Source organism: Paenibacillus sp. YAE3 (genome assembly GCF_057546105.1).
In genome coordinates, this window is the sequence record NZ_BAAIYF010000026.1 from 1 (window position 1) to 18,388 (window position 18,388).

Sequence of the window (18,388 nt, forward strand, 5' to 3'; positions counted from 1 at the left end):
GCTGTTCTAAAATTCTGCAAGTCTGCCCTTTTCTTCATCCATATAATACCATTTTCGAAAATTACCCCTTAACGACAGTGAATATGCTATCGCTTCTTCTCTGAAACGGAATTATGCAAAACACTCAAGTAAAAAACGCTTATAATTGTCCTTCGTTGGAGCCGATTTGGCAAAAACCCCGAAATTATGGTGATTTTTTTGAAGGTTTAGGCATAGAAACAATTGCCAAAACGTCATTCCTTTGTTACAATAATCCCAGCGTTAGTAACAACTTTGTAATCTTTGTTGAGCCGTTGCCTGTAAACAGGCGGCTCCTGAAGTATATAGTGTAAAAAGACATATGCCGAATTTCCTCACACTAGGGAAGCGGGGGAACCATTTACGGGTGAATTGATCTTGCAACAGAGGGATCATAGGGGACCTTCTACCGAATCCTTAAGCTAACCTCGCAGGCACCGGAAGGAGTATTAATTTTGAAAAAGAAGCTAGCAGCAGCAGTCATGAGTTTTGCCATCGTATTTACCGTTGGGGCCGGAAGCGCTTTCGCGGATTCGAAAATGGACAAAGTCATCGATGATGTGCTCGGAACGAAATACAGAACCGGGGGAACGACGACCAACGGCTTTGACTGCTCCGGATTTACGATGTACGTATTTAAGCATCTCGGCATCAACCTGCCTCACCAGTCCGGTTCGCAGTTTACGATGGGCACTTCCGTTTCCCGCAGCGATTTGAGAGCAGGAGACCTCGTATTTTTTAATACATCCGGTTCCGGCGTTTCCCATGTCGGCATTTACGTCGGCGACGGTAAATTCGCACATGCTTCGACATCCCGCGGCGTTGTCGTCAGTTCGCTTAGCGAAAGCTATTACGTCAACCGCTACGTTGGCGCGAAACGTATTATGAGCAGTGATACATATCAAGCCTCTGCCGTCGATTCCGCAGACAATGATGACGTTGAATAACATTTTTGCCTGATCCGCACGGTTTGTACGACAGCCCGTACCGAGATTTTTGCCGAATCTCCGTACGGGATTTTTTGCGCTTGTCGCGCTTGATCCCCGAGGAATAGATTTTATGGAATCATCAAATGCTACTTAGCAGCGGACGTCTCTTACGAAAGGAGGCTTCTTGTGAACGTTTCGAAGGACTCTTATACCGTTACGCCCATGACGCGGGAGCAGGCCGAGGCCTGCTGCGGCTGGATGTACGCCCCCCCTTACGACCGCATCTACGGCTGGCTTCCCTGGGAGCAGATGGAGGCCCTCGGCATCGAGCTTGGAGATCCGGATCTGCGGAGGCAGCAATACGTTTCGGTGCTGGATGGAGACGGGCAGCTATGCGGGTTCGCGCAGCTGTTTCCGATGGTCAACGTCGTGCGCCTCGGTTTAGGCATGCGGCCGGATTTATGCGGCCAGGGACGAGGTCCGGGCTTTATCCAAGCGATCGTGGAGACGGCCAAAGCCCGCTTTCCCGGACAGGAGATCGATCTGGAGGTACAGGATTGGAATTTGCGGGCGATACGCGCTTACGTCAAGGCAGGATTCGAGATCACCGATACGTACGAAAAACAGACGCCGGAAGGCGTCGAGCGCTTTTACTGCATGGTTTATCAAGGGCTTTAAAAACGTCAATGAAAAATGGTACAAAATTGTGTACGTTTAGTGGATTTAAACTGGCTTTCGTTTGCTTTTTTGTCACAAACTATTTGATGTACCGGCTTGTTCCGTTATAATGAAGAAATGAGAGAACTGCAGTTTACATAGAAAGGACGAAAACGGATGCAAAAATGGATCATGAGCGGTTTGATAACGATTGCATGCGTAATGGCCGTTGTGCTTATGTTTACGCTGCCGGGTAAAGAGCAGGTAGCCGAAGAAGAAAAACCGACCATGCCTGAAGTAACCATGGACGCTGCAGCGGCCGAAGCCGTTGTGAAAGCCCAGGGCTGCATCAGCTGCCACGGCGACCAGCTGCAAGGCGGCGTGGGACCGAACCTGCAAAAAATCGGCTCCCAGATGTCTGCTGAAGAACTTTACACGATCATTACCAAGGGCAGAGGCGGCATGCCTTCCTTCAAAGACAAACTCCAAAAAGAGGAGATTGCCAACGTAGCCCAGTGGCTTGCAGCCAAAAAGTAATGGCCGTTTTCCTTGAAGGAATAAAAAACACGCTTCGCGCATGACCGCAAGGTCTGGCGAAGCGTGTTTTTTTGCTTTCGGTTTTCTTATTTTTTAGCGTTTCTCGCCTGAGCGCATTTTTTCGAACAATTCGTTAAACTGATGCGCCTCCTTGATGTCGAGCGCGGTGATGCCGCCGTCATCCCATGAAGTCAGCCGCAGCGTTACGTTCTTATGGTCAATCGTGATGAAGGGATGGTGATCGAAGGCTTCGGAAATCGCCGCAACCTCATCGACGAACGAAATCCCCTTCATGAAGTTGGAAAAAATAAATTTCCGCACAATCCAGCGTCCTTCCTCCAGCTCCCAGCCTTCCAGTTTCGCTAAATGCGCTTCCACTTCTTCTAGCGTGTAAACCATATTCTCATTTCCTCCCTGAAACCAAACACCCTCGTATCGAAATTTAAAAAAGGATGCTGCTTATCCATGCTCTTGTTGACTTTTCCCATTGTATTCCGATCGTTGAATAAATATGAATATGGCCGCCTCGGCCCAGAACTTGTTATATCTTACCATGACGGATATTCAAAAATCCATTCGGCGCTTGGACTAGATGAGTGGGACTACAGTCAGTTCCTCGTCCCCGATCAGCAGATTGATCCGGTGGTTGGCCTTGTCGTACATGACGACGCCGCTCCCTACCTCAATGACCGGCTCCGTACCCAAGGCATAAAACAGGTCTTCCGCAAGCGCCTCATGAACCTCCAGTTTCTCCTCGGGACTCAGCAGCAGCCATTCGCCGCCATCCATCTCAAAAAACAGGTAGCTGTCCGGGATGCCTCCCACCGCCTCCGTTAAATCCTTCAATATTTCGTCATATTCACGCCCATGTTTGACTCCCATCGGCTTTACCTCCATCTGGTCTATGTCGTCTAAACGAATCGAATCGGGCGAACCATGGATCGGCTCCGCCGTCTTTACCGGCTCCGAAGGACGGCTTTTTCTTTTTTCTTAGTTCATTGTATGTAGGGCCTGCGCTACCAACTGTACGATTCTCCCATGCCAGGATAGGTCCGATGAACCCTTATGTTTCATTATAACGGAAAAACCCCCTTAAAAAAAAAGCCGTTCCTGACGATAAATATTATAATTACGTTTTTGGTGAGACACCATGCTTGCAAGGATGCAGCCTTGGTGCGCGAAAGGATTCAATTTTATTTCTCATGGATGAGGTGCGCAATGGAAATTTCAACACTTATCGGCCTAATACTCGGGTTGGTCGCGGTCCTATTCGGTATGGTACTCAAAGGTGCGCCTTTGGTATCCCTTCTTACCCCCGCCGCTTACGTCATCATTCTCGGGGGCACGGCTGCTACGTTATTTATTGGTTTCCCGATGTCAGAGATTAAAAAATTCCCTAAACTGATCAAAATGGTGTTCGTTAAGCAAAAGCTGGTCGAACGCCGCGAACTCATTGCCATGTTCATGGAATGGGCCTCCATTACCCGCCGCGAGGGGCTGCTGGCCCTGGAAACGAAAGTCGAAGAGATTGACGACCAGTTTCTTCGCAACGGCATGCGAATGATCATTGACGGCAACGACCAGGACTTCGTGCGCGACGTATTAATGGAAGATATCGCGGCAACGGAAGAACGGCATCGGGCCGGCGCTTTGTTATTCTCCCAAGCCGGCATGTACGCTCCGTCGCTCGGGGTGCTTGGCGCGGTCGTCGGTTTGATCGCGGCCCTGACCAAGATGGAGAACATGGGCGAACTCGCTCACGCGATCGGCGCGGCCTTTATTGCGACGCTCCTGGGTATTTTCACGGGTTATGTATTATGGCATCCGATTGCCAACAAGCTGAAACGACTGTCCAAAAAGGAAATCGAATTGAAACTGATGATGATCGAAGGGCTTTTGTCCATTCAATCCGGCGTATCCACGATTGCGATCAGTCAAAAGCTTTCCGTCTTCCTGACCCCTTCCGAGCGTGCTCAAATGAATGAGAAGGAGGATGCTACAGGTGAGCAAAAAGACTAGACATGAACCTCATGAAGAACATGCCGACGAATCGTGGCTCCTGCCGTACTCCGACCTTTTGACCCTGCTGCTTGCCCTGTTTATCGTCATGTACGCCATGAGCGCTACTGACAACAAAAAGTTCGAGGAAATGAGCAAAGCGTTTAATACCGCTCTCAGCACCGGCACCGGGGTACTCAATTTCAGCTCGGCGCTGCCTTCCGACAAAAACCTGGACAAAGGCAAAAAGGACAGCCAAGCCAACGCCGTCAGCACTGAAGATGGCAGAAGACGAAAAGCCCAGCTTGCAAAACAGGAGCAAGAGGACATGGAGAAGTTAAAAAAGCAGCTGGATCAGTATATTAAAAACAACGGCCTGACGAACCTGCTAAATACGAAGCTGAACCAATCGGAGCTGACCATTACCATCAGCGACAATGCGCTTTTCGCCTCGGGCAGCGCCGCCGTGAAGCCCGAATCGCGGCAACTGGCATTGGCGATCAGCAATATGCTGCAGCAGTTCCCAAGCTATAACGTCATCGTCTCGGGGCATACCGATAATATGCCGATCTCCAACAGCGAATATGCCTCGAACTGGGATTTGAGCTCGGACCGTGCGCTTCACTTCATGAAAATTTTGCTGAACAATCCGAAGCTGAATCCGGCCATGTTCACGTCGAAAGCCTTCGGGGAATACCACCCGATCGCCTCCAACGATACGGCTGCGGGCCGGGCGATGAACCGCCGGGTCGAAGTTTCGATCATCCGCAAATATACGGATCAGTCGCAGCAAATGCAGGTCCCCAACCCATAGAAATGCCCATTAAAAAGCTAAAGCTGTATTTTCGTTGAATAACGATCATACAGCTTTTTTTACGTTTATTTGCGGCATGCCGCCTATTGAAGCTCGTAATGAAGGAGCCGGCCAAGCTCTTTTTTTTCGGCTTCGGTCAAATCGCGCCATTTGCCCTTCGGCAGAGAGCCCAGATGAATGTTCATGATCCGGATTCGCTGCAGCTTGCGCACGGAATACCCGAAGCTGCTGCACATTCTGCGGATTTGCCGATTTTTCCCCTCGGTCAAAATAATTTTGAATACCCGGTCGGAAATTCGCGTCACTTTGCAGGGCAGCGTCATTTCGCCCAATATTTTTACTCCGCCCGCCATCCCCGTCAGAAACGAGGTCGTCACCGGCTTGTCTACCGTAACGATATATTCCTTTTCATGTTTGCCTTCGGAGCGCAAAATTTTGTTGACGATATCCCCGTCGCTTGTCATCAAAATAAGTCCTTCCGAATCCTTGTCCAATCTTCCGATCGGAAAAATCCGTTCCGGATGGCCGACGAAATCGACGATGTTGCCTTTGATATGCTTCTCCGTCGTGCTGGTGATGCCTACGGGCTTATGCAAGGCGATATAGACGTGGCGCTTCTTTTTGGCCTCGAGCGGCCGTCCGTTGATTCGCACGTCGTCCCCTTCCTCAGCCTGGCTTCCCAAGACCGCGACCTCGCCGTTAATCGTCACTTTGCCGCTCTCTACCAGCTTGTCCGCTTCACGCCGGGAGCAAAACCCCGTTTCGCTGATAAATTTGTTAATTCGCAATGGGTTCTTCCCCCTCATGGTTTATGTCTGTTTGCGTCTCCCATGCAATAGGCAACACGATGTCGACCCTCGTGCCTTTTCCCGGCTTGCTGAATATTTCCATCATGCCCTTATGGCCTTCAATAATACCTTGGCTGATCATCAAGCCGAGGCCCGTTCCGTTCTCCTTGCTCGTAAAAAACGGCTCGCCGAGCTTAGGCAGGATATGGCTCGGAATGCCGATCCCTTGGTCGGTGATCGTGATCCCGATTTCTTCCCGGCTTAATCGGAACAGTTCGATCCGGATGATGCCGCCGTCTTCCATTGCTTCGATCGCGTTTTTGATGATATTGATAAAAACCTGCTTCATCTGGTTTTCTTCGCAATGGACCTTGTAATCTTCCGGCTCGAACTCGAATTTGAATTCGATGTCGTACAAATGGGCCTGGCTGTCGAGAAGGTTCACGACGTCGCTCAGGATGCTCCGGATGCTTTTCACCTGAAACTGGGTCGCCTGCGGTTTGGCCAAAATCAAAAACTCGCTCACTATCAAATTGATGCGGTCGAGCTCCGACAACATAATCTCGTTATGCTGCGGCGACACTTGATTGGTTTCGCGCTGAAGCTGCAGAAATCCGCGCAGCGTCGTCAGCGGGTTCCGTATTTCATGCGCCACGCCCGCGGCCAGCTGCCCGACGGTCGTCAGCTTTTCGGAACGCCGCAGCAGCTCCTCCATTTTGTTTCGTTCGGTCATGTCGCGGGAGACGCTAATAAAGGACGTAATATGTCCATCTTCGTCTTTGACGGGTGCCGTGCTGATGCTGACCTCGACCAGGGAACCGTCCTTTCGGAGGCGCAAGGTTTCGGTCGGAGGCAGCTGTTCCCCTTTTCGGAGCGCCTGAACGTTTTTGGTTTCCTCTTCCTCCAAAAAGTCGGGGACGATCTGAAGCCTTTTGCCGACGACCTCATGGCTCTTCCAGCCGTACAAATCCTCAAAGGCCTTATTGACCTGGATCACCCGTCCGGACCAGTCTACCGTATGAATCGCGTCCGCAATTTGCTGGATAATGGATTCGAGATGGTCTTTGACCGATTTGTTTTCCTCGGCGGCCTGTTTCAGCTGATTCGTATAATCATGGAGGCTTGAGGTCATGGTATTGATCCTGTCGGATAAGAGCCCAAGCTCGTCTTTGCTGTTAATGGCAAGCGGCGTATCAAACCGCCCCTCCGTGACGTCCTTTACCTTGGCAAGGATCGATTCCATCGGACGGATGATGTAACCCGCCAGCACATAGCTTCCAAGAATGATGATGACAAGGAGCGAAGCAGAAATGGCGATATAACTCACCAACTGATCGTTTAATACGCTCGAAATCATCTCATAGTCCATCACAATGCTTATAATGTACACCGATTGTTCCGGGCTAAACACCGGAATAAAGCTTTTCAGCACCTTTTTGCCGTGGATCTTGGCCTCGAACATGACATTGGAGCCGGTCCCCACAGCCTTGGACACCGCTTCCTTGTCTTTTGTCACATCCCCATAGTTGTAGGTCCCATACTGGATGGGACGGTTGCGCAATTTTATATTATACCCGTCAAAACCGGTGGTTGTCATATTCTTGTTGCCAAAAGTACGGGGATTGATACATGTGATCTCAAGAATATTTTGGTTTACCTGCTTCGTTTTTTCGAGGATCGATTCCGGGCTCACCAACTTCGCGTAATCGTTGATGACGTCGCTTCGAATGAAGGGGTCGATCAAATAGTTGCGTTTTCCGTCATAATAGTAGCCCCATTTATCGATAAAATCAGGGTTCGATGTCGAATATTCAAATGGGCCCGTCCAGAAATTGTCCAGGGACATCCCTTGCGAAACGGTCACCTTCTGCATATTAAAGAGCTGCTGGAACGCAGTGAACCAGTAACCCCAATCCCGCGTGGACAGCCCAAGTTCGCTCGGATCCGACGATTTGACGACGACAATGTCATCCGCGGTCCTGGCCAAAAGGGATATGTGGGTCACGCCGATTTCCTTGCTCAGTTTCCGGAGCTGGCTGTTTTCAATTTCGCGGTAATCCGCCGGCAGCTCCTTGGCCGCAAGGATGGACGCCATGCGAAGCAGCTCTCCGGCTTCCTCCTCCACGTATTTCGAACTGTATTGGCTTTGCTCGATGGAGGCTGCGATTTGCCTGGCGGCAATCAGCATTTTGCTTTCGCTGTCCCTTTTCAAATTGTCTTGGGTCGTGTAGAAGCTGAGGAGAATATATAGAAGCAATATCAACAGCAAAGAGCCAGACATGACCAGCGTTAATTTATACTTGATGGACAAAGGATCACCTCTTGGCAGTTAGCAAACTTTGGTGAAAAATGACAATACTCTATCATCATAACCCCAAACCCTTGCATTTGAAAAGACGGATAACTTATGTATTTTCATTCTTCAACGGCCCTTCCGTTCTCCCTGGAATTGATCTTTGGCGTCTCGTTCACTACAATAAGAAAAACGTCTATTGCAGCATTTCTTAGAAGACAGACCACTTTTCGTTGAAGTTTTTCTTGAGATGTAGGGCAGCAGGCTCTTGCAGCGTTATCTTTCCTACATCTTAAGAAAAACGTCTATTGCAGCACTTCTTTGAAGACAGACCACTTTTCGTTGAAGTTTTTCTTGAGCATGCTGCTATATGAATAACTTATGCACGTTATACACATATTCACATTTGTTTAAGAACAATTTGTGGATAAATCTGTGTGCAATTAAAAAGTTATCCACAATTATATGCACAGCATGTTAACAAACGAATGCCTGTTCGCTGAATAAACCGCAATTGGAATTTAAGGGGGATTTATATTTTGGAAGAACATTTGAATCATCCTCTTTCTGTGGATGAATCTGTGGATAAAGCTGTGCATGAACGGTGGATGAAAGAAGCCATCGCGGAGGCCAAGAAGGCTGAGGCCATCGGCGAAGTGCCGATCGGCGCGATCATCGTCCGGGGCGATGAAATTATCGGCCGCGGCTACAACCTGCGCGAAACGTCCCAAGATGCGACCGCGCATGCCGAAATCGTCGCCATCCGCCAGGCAAGCCAGGCGATCGGCGCTTGGCGATTGCTGGACTGCCGTCTTTATGTGACGCTCGAGCCTTGCCCGATGTGCGCCGGGGCGATCGTTCAATCCCGCATCCCGCATGTCATTTACGGAACCGGAGACCCCAAGGCAGGCTGCGCCGGCACGCTGATGAATTTATTGCAGGAGCCCCGGTTCAATCACCGCACGGAGCTCACGGTCGGGGTGTTGCAGGAGGAATGCGCAACCATGCTGACGCAATTTTTCCGCAAACTGCGGGGCAAGGCTTAAAACACCAATAGCCCGAGGGCGCTTCTAACTTACGCTAACGATATCACTAACTTTCCAAACATGTCGTCTCCACAAAACCGCCATCCAACAACAAAAAACCACCCGGTTCGGGAAGTTTCCCGACCGGGTGGTTTTGTTTGTGAAGCTTAGTATGCGGCTCCGCCCATTTTTTCTTGCAATTGCTCCATCGTAATGATGTCGCCTTCTTTTGGAATACCGATTTTGAACGTTTGCTTGTCGTTGATCTTGCTGTACTGATTCGTCAATTCCATCGACAGTTTCATATTTTCTTTTGTCTCAGGATCGTTCATTTCAACATTGATGGCAGCGTTCTGGTAGGAAGGGAAATCCTTCTTGTCGATCGCCGTGTTGATGTTGAACTGGTTGATTTTCAGATAGTTCTTCAGTTCGTTCAGACCTTTGCTCACTTCGTCTTTGTTTGCGGAGGTCAGATCCTTTTTGGCCTCTTCGATTTCTTCCTTCGTCACGCCAACCATTTCGCGGTATTCGTCTTTTGCGATAATGTCGAGAATTTTAGGAAGTGCTTTGTTGACGAAAATTTCCGCTGCTTCTTTTACGTTTTCGTCCGTTACGCTGAACTGCACGACTTGTTTTGCTTCTACGCCTTCAGGCAGGTTCGCGTCTTTTGTGTTAATGTCTTTGAAGTATTTTTTGCCGTCGTATTCTTCGAACAACGTATTCAAGACTTCATTGGACAGTTGTTGTGCTTTTTTCTGATCCAGGGAATCCGGATTGAACGTCGTTCCGCCTTGTTCCGCCAGTTCCTTCATGTCCAGCACGAGGTATTTGTTCACCACGTCTTCCGGAAGCGGCAGCATCGGAATGCTTGGAATTTTGACGTACAATTTCTCTTTGGTCATTACCATCGGAATGCTGAAGCTCATCGACATATCGCCCTTCAGGTTGATTCCCATAGTCATCTCGGTTTGCATTGGATCGTTTTGATATACCCCATCAATTGTCAATTCGGCGTTTTTGAGCATGCTCATGACTTGGCTGGCAGCTTCATTATCGGCAGTTTCCTTCGTGGATACCTGCAGATCTTTGATAACCACCTTGCTCTTCATTTCGTACGAAGTCATTTTCATTGCATTCCCGGTGGCGCTCTTCATGGCGTCTTTCGGGTCCTGCTTGCTTGTGCTGCATCCTGCAAGTACCAATGTCAAGGACATGATCAGCGTCAGCATCAGGACTGCAAACTTCTTGTTCATTAATTTCTCTCCTCTCTTTCTCTAGGGCAAAATAGCACACCTTTTCATCATAAACCATTTTTAGGATAACGTGAACAGTTTTTTGGAAATTTTATGATTGGAAAATAATTAATTTCCTTTTTTACCTGCTTTGTGAGCTCACACTGCGTAATACGTCGAATGTCACTCCAAGGTTGCAAAATTTCAATAAGCTTGATGTATAAGTACTTTATTTTCATAAAAAAGCAATAAAAAAAGCCCTTCGGCCGGTGCCAAAGTGCTTTTTTCGTTTCCAATAATGTCGTTTGAGGCGAGGTTAACCTTCTCTATTCAAATGATCCACATGATTACGGTTTTTTACCTTTTTCGATCCGGAGAGAGGCTCCTGCATCGTGTTTTCGTGATCGCTGCGATGCTGCCGCTGCTCCTGGCGCTGCGCTTCCGGCACGGGAATGGCTTTCGGTTTGCTCATCTGATTTCACCCCAATCTCGGATTAAGAGTGCTGATGGGTCAAGTCTGTCGTTTTGTCGTGATTCAGCGCATCCTGATGCCGGCGGTCATTGGTATCCTGCTGGATCTGCTGGGCGTGATGGCTGTTTACCCGGGTTTGGTCCAAATCCTCCACAACATTGCTCAGGTTTTTATCCACACCGTTTTTTGCTTTGGTCATCTCTTTCCCTCTTTTCCCTGTTAAACGTGATGAGTCACATCGTGAAGCGCCTGGGCGCATTCATGAATCTGGCGGGTGTACCCTTGAGTCATGTCCTGAATGACCTCGGTGCGCTCATCCACCGTTTGCCCGTCGCGCTCCACGTCGACCAGATCCACCTTGACCTCCCGTGTATCCAAATAGGAGCACTGAAAATCAAAGGAATACATCGTGCGTCCAGCGGAATCGATGTGAATTCGGAGCGCATTCGGATTCGCCTCATCCGCAAACACCTGGGCGGAGTCCGACGGGTCAAGGTTTTGCGGCAGCTGCGAGTGCCAAGCCTGAACCAGCTGATCTTGATCGAGTTGAAATTCTCGGTTCATTTCATCACACCTCCCCTGCTTTTTTAATGTGCGGAGAAGGCAACGGATTTATTCGCTTCCCGGCCAAGGAAACGTACGATCCGGAATGCCATTTGTACCCTAACGATGATTGAAAAACGTTCGGCTCAAAAACGTCGTGAGGGCTGCAATACAGTGCATGAATACGAGCATCGGAACAATAAAAAAGAAGCCATTCCATTTCGGATGACTTCTGTCGTTTACGTTATCTGGCGGAGAGGATGGGATTCGAACCCATGTGGGCTTGCACCCTAACGGTTTTCAAGACCGCCCCGTTATGACCGCTTCGGTACCTCTCCAGATGGTATAAATATTAAAGGTTACGTAAGGCGTAACAAAAATATCATACCATAGTTTATTTTATTGTTCAAGCTTATTTCTGTTTAGGAGCAATCACCTTTATGTTGCCCATATAAGGCTGAAGAACGTCCGGAACGACCACGCTGCCGTCCTCTTGCTGATAGTTTTCCAAAATGGCCGCAACCGTCCGGCCAACCGCCAGCGCCGAACCGTTCAGCGTATGCACGAATTCAGGTTTGGCCTTCGGCTCCGGACGATACCGGATGTTGGCCCGGCGTGCCTGGAAATCCTCCGTATTCGAGCAAGATGAGATTTCCCGGTACATGCCGCTCTCAGGCAGCCATACTTCAAGGTCATACGTTTTGGCGGCGGAAAAGCCCATATCCCCCGTGCTCAGCGCCATGACGCGGTATGGCAGCTTCAGGAGCTGCAGGACGTGTTCGGCGTCGGCCGTCATCTTTTCCAGCTCTTCATACGATTTCTCAGGGTCCACGATTTTAACCAGCTCTACCTTGTTAAATTGATGCTGGCGGATCAGGCCGCGGGTATCCCGTCCTGCCGAACCGGCCTCCGAACGGAAACAGGAGCTGTAGGCCACAAAATGCTTCGGCAAATCCTCCACCGTCAAAATCTCGTCGCGGTAGTAGTTCGTTACAGGCACCTCGGCAGTAGGAATCAGGTAATACTCGGTGTCGCGGATCTTGAACAGATCCTCTTCGAACTTAGGAAGCTGCCCCGTCCCGCGCAAGCTGTCGCCGTTAACGATGTACGGAGGCAGCATTTCTTCATAACCGTGCTCTCCGCTGTGAAGATCCATCATAAAGTTGATTAATGCACGCTCCAGACGTGCTCCCAGCCCTTTGTAAAAGGTAAAGCGCGAGCCCGTTACTTTAGCCGCCGCTTCAAAGTCCAGAATATCAAGCCCCTGCGCGATGTCCCAGTGAGCCTTCGGCTCGAAATCGAACGTTCTCGGCTCGGACCAGCGGCGAATTTCGACGTTGTCCGCTTCGGAAGCGCCTACAGGAACGGACTCGTGCGGGATATTCGGGATCGCCATCATCAGTTCGGAGATAGAGGCTTCGAGTTCGCGGATTTCCTCGTCCATAGCTTTGATCCGATCCGACACTTCGCGCATCTCCAAAATCAGTTCTTCCGCGTCTTCCTTATTTTTTTTGCGCTTGGCCACTTCGCCCGACACGACGTTGCGGCGGTTTTTCAGCGCTTCGCTTTCCTGAAGCAATTCTCTGCGGCGCGTATCCAGCTCGGGGAAACCAGCGATCAAATCGAGCGATTTGTTGCGGTTTTTCAGCGCTTGTTCGACTTTCGCAAAGTCGGTCCGCAATATTTTTACATCCAGCATTCCAAAATTCCTCCCAAAATGGTTACATGTATCCGGCCGGAATCCTCGAATCTACGTGAAGGAATTCCTCAGCGTACATCTTTTGAAAACTTCTATTGGCATACCTTCCATGAGCCAAACCATATTCCTGCATGTTCAAAAAAATAACCCCGACCCTTGTGGGTATATCGCTTCAGCCTGCCAATCCCGGTTCGGCCGGAATCGGCAAGCTGAGCAATCCCCTTATCCAAAGCTTACCCTATTCGGAGGCTTTAGATATCATAAAAAGAGTCAAGGTGTCTGTCATGTTATATATCGGCACAAAAGCAGGGTTTTATGACGCTTGGCCGGCTCTTACCATATCCACGAAATATTGATGAAGACGGTAATCGTCGGTCAGTTCCGGATGGAACGAAGACGCCAGCAAATGTCCCTGTCTTGCCGCTACGATCTCTCCGTTGTACGAGGATAGCACATCCACTTGGTCCCCTACGCTGCGGATGAGCGGCGCACGGATAAACACGGCCCGAACCGGCTCGTTAATGCCTTTGACGTCCAGATCGGTTTCAAAGCTCTCCCGTTGGCGTCCGAACGCGTTCCGGGCTACGGTGATATCCATGAGCTCCAAATGGGCTTCTTCCTGGCCTTCAATCGTTTTGGCGAGCACAATCAAACCTGCGCAGGTTCCGAAAATCGGTTTGCCAGCCGCGGAAAACTCGCGGATCGCATCGATAAAATCGTATTTGCGCATCAATTTGCCGATCGTTGTGCTTTCGCCGCCGGGAATGATCAGGCCTTGGATATCCTGCAGTTCTTCCTTTTTCTTAATGGCGACGCCTTCGGCGCCGGCCAGCGCAATGCTGCGAATATGCTCTGCTACGGCACCCTGGAGTGCCAGCACCCCGATTTTCATATGTCTCAAGCCTTCTCTCTTACCAGCCGCGGTCCGACATCCGTTCAGCCGGACTCAGCTTCGAAATCTCGATGCCTTTCATCGGAGTTCCCAGGTTCTTCGATACTTCGGCGATCAGTTTGTAGTCTTGGTAATGCGTTGTCGCTTCCACGATCGCGCGGGCGAATTTTTCAGGGTTGTCCGATTTGAAAATGCCGGAGCCAACAAACACGCCATCGGCGCCCAAATGCATCATCAGCGCTGCGTCAGCCGGCGTAGCCACGCCGCCCGCGGCGAAGTTGACGACCGGCAGCTTGCCGTTTTCATGCACGCCCAAAAGCAGATCGTAAGGTACGCCCAAATTTTTCGCTTCTGCGTACAGCTCGTCCTTGGACATGCTTTGTACTTTGCGAATTTGGCTGTTGATCAAGCGCATATGGCGAACGGCTTCGACGATATTGCCCGTTCCCGGCTCGCCCTTCGTGCGGATCATCGATGCGCCTTCGCCGATCCGGCGCAGCGCTTCGCCAAGGTCTTTGGCTCCGCACACGAAAGGAACGGTAAAGTCCCATTTATCGATATGGAATACTTCATCGGCAGGAGTCAACACTTCACTCTCGTCGAGATAGTCGACGCCCAGGGATTCCAGAACTTTCGCTTCCACGTAATGACCGATGCGGGCTTTCGCCATGACCGGAATGGATACCACTTTCATTACTTCTTCGACGATCGTCGGATCGGCCATGCGGGCTACGCCGCCTGCTGCGCGAATATCGGACGGTACGCGTTCCAAAGCCATAACGGCCGTCGCACCTGCCGCTTCAGCGATTTTTGCCTGCTCGGCATTCATGACGTCCATGATGACGCCGCCTTTTTGCATTTCTGCCATGCCTCTTTTAACTCTCGAAGTCCCTGTTTCCATGTCCACGCCTCCCGAAATGTGTATCATCTCAATCTATAAGCTAATGCTTTTTGAATATCTTAAAAAAGATTTTTTATTCCGTCAAACAAATCGGCAAACATTTCTCCGATGGCCCGGAAGAACAAACGGAACCAGCTGCCCTTTTCGACATCCTCGGAGGTCACCAGGTTGACCGTCTTGGTCTGTGCTTGATCCATGCCTTCGGCTTTGTACGTATACGTAATCGTTCCAACCTTGGTCCCTTTTTTGATCGGCGCTACCAGTTCGGCAGCATCGAGCTTCGTTTGGAACTTCACGCCTTTCGCGTCGCCGCCTTTCGGCACGACAAAGCTGACATCGCTGTCGCTGACGACGCCGACTTTAGTCTCTACGCCTTTTTTGACGGGAACGGTGTCCAAACCTTCGACTTTCGATTTTCCGGGTACGACCTGCTTGACCTCGAAGTTATCGAAACCAAAGTCCAAAACTTTTTTCGTCTCCGTGAACCGGTGAGCCTCGGAATCGGCCCCCATGACGACACTGATCAAACGCATGCCGTTGCGTACGGCCGTGCCCGTAAAGCAGTTGCCCGCATTTTGGGTGTGTCCGGTTTTCAGGCCGTCCAGACCCGGATATGCATAAGCTTTGAAGTTCGGGATGTTCTTATTCGCTTCCAGCATCCAGTTGTAGTTTACGATGGGTGCTTTATCGCGCTCCCGGAACTTGTACGATTGAATCGCCGTGAATTTGGCGTAATCCGGATGGTCCTTTACGATGTGCATGGCGAGAATGGCCGCATCCTTCGCCGACATGACGTCTTCTTTATCGGTGTCCGGCTGATATTTCTTAGGCATGTCCTTTTTGTCAAGCCCGGTGGCATTGATGAAGTGCGCGGTCTTCATGCCCATTTGCTTGGCCGTTTCGTTCATCAGCTTTACGAATTCCTGCTCGGAGCCGGCTACGCGTTCGGCAAGGGCCACCGTGGCGTCATTGGCCGAGCCTACAGCCATGGCGATATACAGTTCCTCAACCGTATGAACGTCTCCCTGATTCAAAAAAATACGCGAACCCGTGGTTAATTTTGGATTTTCCCCTACTGTAACCTTATCCGTCCATTTCAGCTTCCCCTGTTTAACCTGTTCGGCAACGATATACTCCGTCATCATCTTGGTCATACTTGCCGGAGGGAGCGCTTCGTCTGCATTCATCGACAAAAGCACCTGACCCGTTGAAGCTTCGATCAAAATCGCGGATTTCAAATTCAGCTCCGGCTTCTGGATGCTTCCTGCTACCGCAGTCGTACTGTTCGTTGCAGCAGTCGTGCTTGTCTGGGCCTTCTCCGCAAACACCATGGCGGCCGGCAAAGCGGAAAGGCAAAGCATATTCAAAAGCATAACCGAGGCTATGCTCTTTTTAACGAGGTGACGTTTGTTCTTCTTATGGCCGGAACGACCCGACAACTTCCATTTCTTACTCAATGAATTGTTAACTCCCCTCTTGCCCATTAAAATCTTACTTGTTCTATTCTATCACAGGGGATTAAGCAAAAAAAGACAGACAGGCCTAAATTCGGCCTGTCTGTACAAGAAGATGTTGGTTAAGTGCAAATCATCTTCGGTTTTATACGGAGTAGTTTGGAGCTTCTTTCGTGATTTGGACGTCATGCGGATGGCTTTCGCGGAGCCCTGCGCCGGTAATCCGTACGAATTGGGTGTCTTCGCGAAGTTCCTCAAGATTTTTCGTGCCGCAGTATCCCATGCCGGAGCGAAGACCGCCGATCAGCTGATGGATCGTATCCTTCAACGGACCTTTGTACGCTACGCGTCCTTCGATTCCTTCCGGTACGAGCTTCTTATCGTCGTCCTGGAAGTAGCGATCCTTGCTGCCCTGCTTCATAGCGGCCATGGAGCCCATACCGCGGTATACCTTGTAGCGGCGTCCCTGATAAATTTCAGACTCGCCCGGGCTTTCTTCCGTGCCGGCAAACATGCTTCCGAGCATGACCGCGTGTCCGCCTGCAGCCAACGCTTTCGTGATCTCGCCGGAATATTTGATGCCGCCGTCAGCGATGAGCGGAATGCCATATTCGCGGGCAACTTTCGCGCAGTCGTAAATGGCAGTAATTTGCGGTACGCCAATACCGGCAATTACGCGCGTCGTACAAATGGAACCAGGTCCGATGCCCACCTTAACGACGGAGGCACCGGCTTCGATCAAGTCGCGTGTGGCTTCGCCGGTAGCGACGTTTCCTGCCACGATCGTAAGTTCCGGATACAAGCCGCGAAGCTTACGGACAAAATCAAGGATATTGATGTGGTGTCCGTGCGCGGAATCGACCACAATCATGTCGACGCCGGCTTTTACCAGCGCTTCCGCGCGCTCAAGGCCGTCCTTGGAAATACCGATCGCTGCGCCGACCAACAGGCGTCCTTGCGCATCCTTCGCCGCATTCGGGAACTGAATCGCTTTTTCGATATCCTTGATCGTGATAAGGCCTTTCAAAACGTTATTATCGTCAACCAAAGGGAGCTTCTCGATTTTGTGCTTCTGCAGGATAACCTCAGCCTCTTGCAGCGTTGTGCCGACCGGAGCCGTAACCAGGTTTTCCTTCGTCATCACTTCTTTGATTTGAATGCTGTAATCGTGCACGAAACGCAGGTCGCGGTTCGTCAAAATCCCCACCAGCTTATGCTGCTCGTCCACAATCGGCACGCCGGAAATGCGGAATTTCGCCATCACTTGCTCGGCATCGGAAACAAGGTGATCAGGTGTCAGGGAGAATGGATTCGTAATAACACCGCTTTCGGAGCGTTTTACGCGGTCTACTTCTTCAGCCTGCTGCTCAACGGACATGTTCTTATGGATAACGCCAATCCCGCCCTCTCTGGCGATCGCGATAGCCATGGCGGCTTCGGTAACGGTATCCATACCGGCACTGATGAGCGGAATGTTGAGCTTCACATGCTTGCTTAATCTCGTGGACACGTCCACTTCCTTCGGCAGCACCTCAGACTTGCGCGGCACCAGCAACACATCATCAAAAGTAAATCCTTCTTTACTGAATTTGTCTTCCCACACCTTGGAACTTCCCCCTCATTGTCATGTATTGTATTCGTCAAAACCCTTATACTACAAGGCTTGAAAATCATTTTCTGAAAATATATTATTGCCATCTTAGCAAAGGCCCTGCGAAGCTGTCAAGGAATTGAGGATGGTAAAACAAACAGAAAATGCACTTGTCTAATACCCGAAAATACATGTCCACTGGTAAAAGACAACGATTCAAAAAAAGACATCTCTGGATGGGATGTCCAATGTTTGCAGGCCAATGATCAAAACATATGGCCGATCTTAATGCCATCAACTTTGCCTCGGAGCACCCGCCACATCTTAGCGTTGTTACAATAGGCTATTATTATGTGGCAAAACGACCATTCATAATCTGCCGACCTTCTCGAGCTTCAAGAAATCGCCCAAACGTGGATAAATAAAAAAACCACCGTCGATTGTTCATCAACAGTGGTTCTTCGCTTGGCAGCGTCCTACTCTCCCAGGACCCTTCGGTCCAAGTACCATCGGCGCTGGAGGGCTTAACGGTCGTGTTCGGGATG

At 50.1% G+C, this 18,388-nt stretch carries 19 protein-coding genes, 1 tRNA gene, 1 rRNA gene and 1 riboswitch; of the genes, 6 read left to right on the forward strand and 15 right to left on the reverse strand.

Features of this window, described 5'->3' with window-relative positions; all coding sequences use genetic code 11:
* Window positions 1-331: 331 nt before the first annotated feature.
* Window positions 332-470, forward strand: a riboswitch (cyclic di-AMP (ydaO/yuaA leader).
* Between the two features lie 3 nt (window positions 471-473).
* The 3 genes from AC27KL_RS27640 to AC27KL_RS27650 all read left to right on the forward strand — a co-directional run bounded on the left by AC27KL_RS27640 (window position 474) and on the right by AC27KL_RS27650 (window position 2,141).
* Window positions 474-965, forward strand: coding sequence for a C40 family peptidase (locus tag AC27KL_RS27640; protein WP_036714741.1), 492 nt, complete (start codon window positions 474-476; stop codon window positions 963-965).
* A 204-nt stretch (window positions 966-1,169) separates the two neighbouring features.
* Window positions 1,170-1,625: a GNAT family N-acetyltransferase gene (locus AC27KL_RS27645; protein ID WP_487171769.1), complete on the forward strand. Its 456-nt coding sequence runs from the start codon at window positions 1,170-1,172 to the stop codon at window positions 1,623-1,625.
* 156 nt (window positions 1,626-1,781) lie between these two features.
* Complete coding sequence (locus tag AC27KL_RS27650; RefSeq protein WP_036714745.1) at window positions 1,782-2,141, forward strand: c-type cytochrome; 360 nt, start codon at window positions 1,782-1,784, stop codon at window positions 2,139-2,141.
* A 93-nt stretch (window positions 2,142-2,234) separates the two neighbouring features.
* Here the strand turns inward: AC27KL_RS27650 and AC27KL_RS27655 are convergent, their stop codons facing one another.
* Together AC27KL_RS27655 and AC27KL_RS27660 are read right to left on the reverse strand one after the other, a co-directional pair.
* Window positions 2,235-2,540: a 4a-hydroxytetrahydrobiopterin dehydratase gene (locus tag AC27KL_RS27655; protein ID WP_036714747.1), complete on the reverse strand. Its 306-nt coding sequence runs from the start codon at window positions 2,538-2,540 to the stop codon at window positions 2,235-2,237.
* A gap of 189 nt (window positions 2,541-2,729) precedes the next feature.
* On the reverse strand, window positions 2,730-3,023 hold the full coding sequence (locus AC27KL_RS27660; RefSeq protein WP_036714750.1) for a hypothetical protein: 294 nt from the start codon (window positions 3,021-3,023) through the stop codon (window positions 2,730-2,732).
* Window positions 3,024-3,359: 336 nt separating this feature from the next.
* Here AC27KL_RS27660 and motA point away from each other — a divergent pair, with 336 nt between their 5' ends.
* Both motA and motB read left to right on the forward strand, forming a co-directional pair.
* Window positions 3,360-4,160, forward strand: coding sequence for a flagellar motor stator protein MotA (gene motA, locus AC27KL_RS27665; RefSeq protein WP_036714765.1), 801 nt, complete (start codon window positions 3,360-3,362; stop codon window positions 4,158-4,160).
* Window positions 4,144-4,953, forward strand: coding sequence for a flagellar motor protein MotB (motB, locus tag AC27KL_RS27670; RefSeq protein WP_036714753.1), 810 nt, complete (start codon window positions 4,144-4,146; stop codon window positions 4,951-4,953). Before motA ends, motB begins: the two co-directional genes overlap by 17 nt.
* A gap of 83 nt (window positions 4,954-5,036) precedes the next feature.
* Here motB and rluF read toward each other — a convergent pair whose 3' ends face one another.
* Together rluF and AC27KL_RS27680 are read right to left on the reverse strand one after the other, a co-directional pair.
* Window positions 5,037-5,741, reverse strand: a complete 705-nt coding sequence (rluF, locus tag AC27KL_RS27675) for a 23S rRNA pseudouridine(2604) synthase RluF (RefSeq protein ID WP_212952378.1) — start codon at window positions 5,739-5,741, stop codon at window positions 5,037-5,039.
* On the reverse strand, window positions 5,731-8,052 hold the full coding sequence (locus AC27KL_RS27680) for a PAS domain S-box protein (RefSeq protein WP_487171765.1): 2,322 nt from the start codon (window positions 8,050-8,052) through the stop codon (window positions 5,731-5,733). The genes rluF and AC27KL_RS27680 overlap by 11 nt, the downstream gene beginning before the upstream one ends.
* A gap of 563 nt (window positions 8,053-8,615) precedes the next feature.
* On the opposite strand from AC27KL_RS27680, the gene tadA reads away from it, so the two are divergent.
* Window positions 8,616-9,080, forward strand: a complete 465-nt coding sequence (tadA, locus tag AC27KL_RS27685; RefSeq protein ID WP_281422529.1) for a tRNA adenosine(34) deaminase TadA — start codon at window positions 8,616-8,618, stop codon at window positions 9,078-9,080.
* Between the two features lie 146 nt (window positions 9,081-9,226).
* On the opposite strand, the gene AC27KL_RS27690 is transcribed toward tadA, so the two are convergent.
* The 11 genes from AC27KL_RS27690 to rrf form a co-directional block, all read right to left on the reverse strand.
* Complete coding sequence (locus AC27KL_RS27690) at window positions 9,227-10,312, reverse strand: DUF6612 family protein (protein ID WP_339322890.1); 1,086 nt, start codon at window positions 10,310-10,312, stop codon at window positions 9,227-9,229.
* A 295-nt stretch (window positions 10,313-10,607) separates the two neighbouring features.
* Window positions 10,608-10,763 (reverse strand): small acid-soluble spore protein P, encoded by a 156-nt coding sequence (locus tag AC27KL_RS27695; protein ID WP_487171766.1) that lies wholly within the window; start codon window positions 10,761-10,763, stop codon window positions 10,608-10,610.
* Window positions 10,764-10,785: 22 nt separating this feature from the next.
* Window positions 10,786-10,962: a hypothetical protein gene (locus tag AC27KL_RS27700; protein WP_339322888.1), complete on the reverse strand. Its 177-nt coding sequence runs from the start codon at window positions 10,960-10,962 to the stop codon at window positions 10,786-10,788.
* A gap of 20 nt (window positions 10,963-10,982) precedes the next feature.
* Entirely contained in the window at window positions 10,983-11,327 is a 345-nt protein-coding gene (locus AC27KL_RS27705; protein WP_487171767.1) for a hypothetical protein, read from the reverse strand.
* Between the two features lie 228 nt (window positions 11,328-11,555).
* Window positions 11,556-11,644 (reverse strand) — tRNA-Ser (locus AC27KL_RS27710).
* A gap of 74 nt (window positions 11,645-11,718) precedes the next feature.
* A complete protein-coding gene (serS, locus tag AC27KL_RS27715; RefSeq protein WP_487171768.1) occupies window positions 11,719-13,005 on the reverse strand; it encodes a serine--tRNA ligase in 1,287 nt (428 codons plus the stop codon).
* 313 nt (window positions 13,006-13,318) lie between these two features.
* On the reverse strand, window positions 13,319-13,897 hold the full coding sequence (gene pdxT, locus AC27KL_RS27720) for a pyridoxal 5'-phosphate synthase glutaminase subunit PdxT (RefSeq protein WP_487171770.1): 579 nt from the start codon (window positions 13,895-13,897) through the stop codon (window positions 13,319-13,321).
* Between the two features lie 19 nt (window positions 13,898-13,916).
* Window positions 13,917-14,798 carry a pyridoxal 5'-phosphate synthase lyase subunit PdxS gene (gene pdxS, locus AC27KL_RS27725; RefSeq protein ID WP_036714760.1) on the reverse strand — a complete coding sequence of 294 codons (882 nt, stop codon included), beginning with the start codon at window positions 14,796-14,798 and terminating at the stop codon, window positions 13,917-13,919.
* 59 nt (window positions 14,799-14,857) lie between these two features.
* Complete coding sequence (locus tag AC27KL_RS27730; RefSeq protein WP_487171771.1) at window positions 14,858-16,237, reverse strand: D-alanyl-D-alanine carboxypeptidase family protein; 1,380 nt, start codon at window positions 16,235-16,237, stop codon at window positions 14,858-14,860.
* A 160-nt stretch (window positions 16,238-16,397) separates the two neighbouring features.
* A complete protein-coding gene (gene guaB / locus AC27KL_RS27735; protein ID WP_339322884.1) occupies window positions 16,398-17,855 on the reverse strand; it encodes an IMP dehydrogenase in 1,458 nt (485 codons plus the stop codon).
* A 451-nt stretch (window positions 17,856-18,306) separates the two neighbouring features.
* Window positions 18,307-18,388, reverse strand: a 5S ribosomal RNA gene (rrf, locus tag AC27KL_RS27740); the annotation flags it as partial.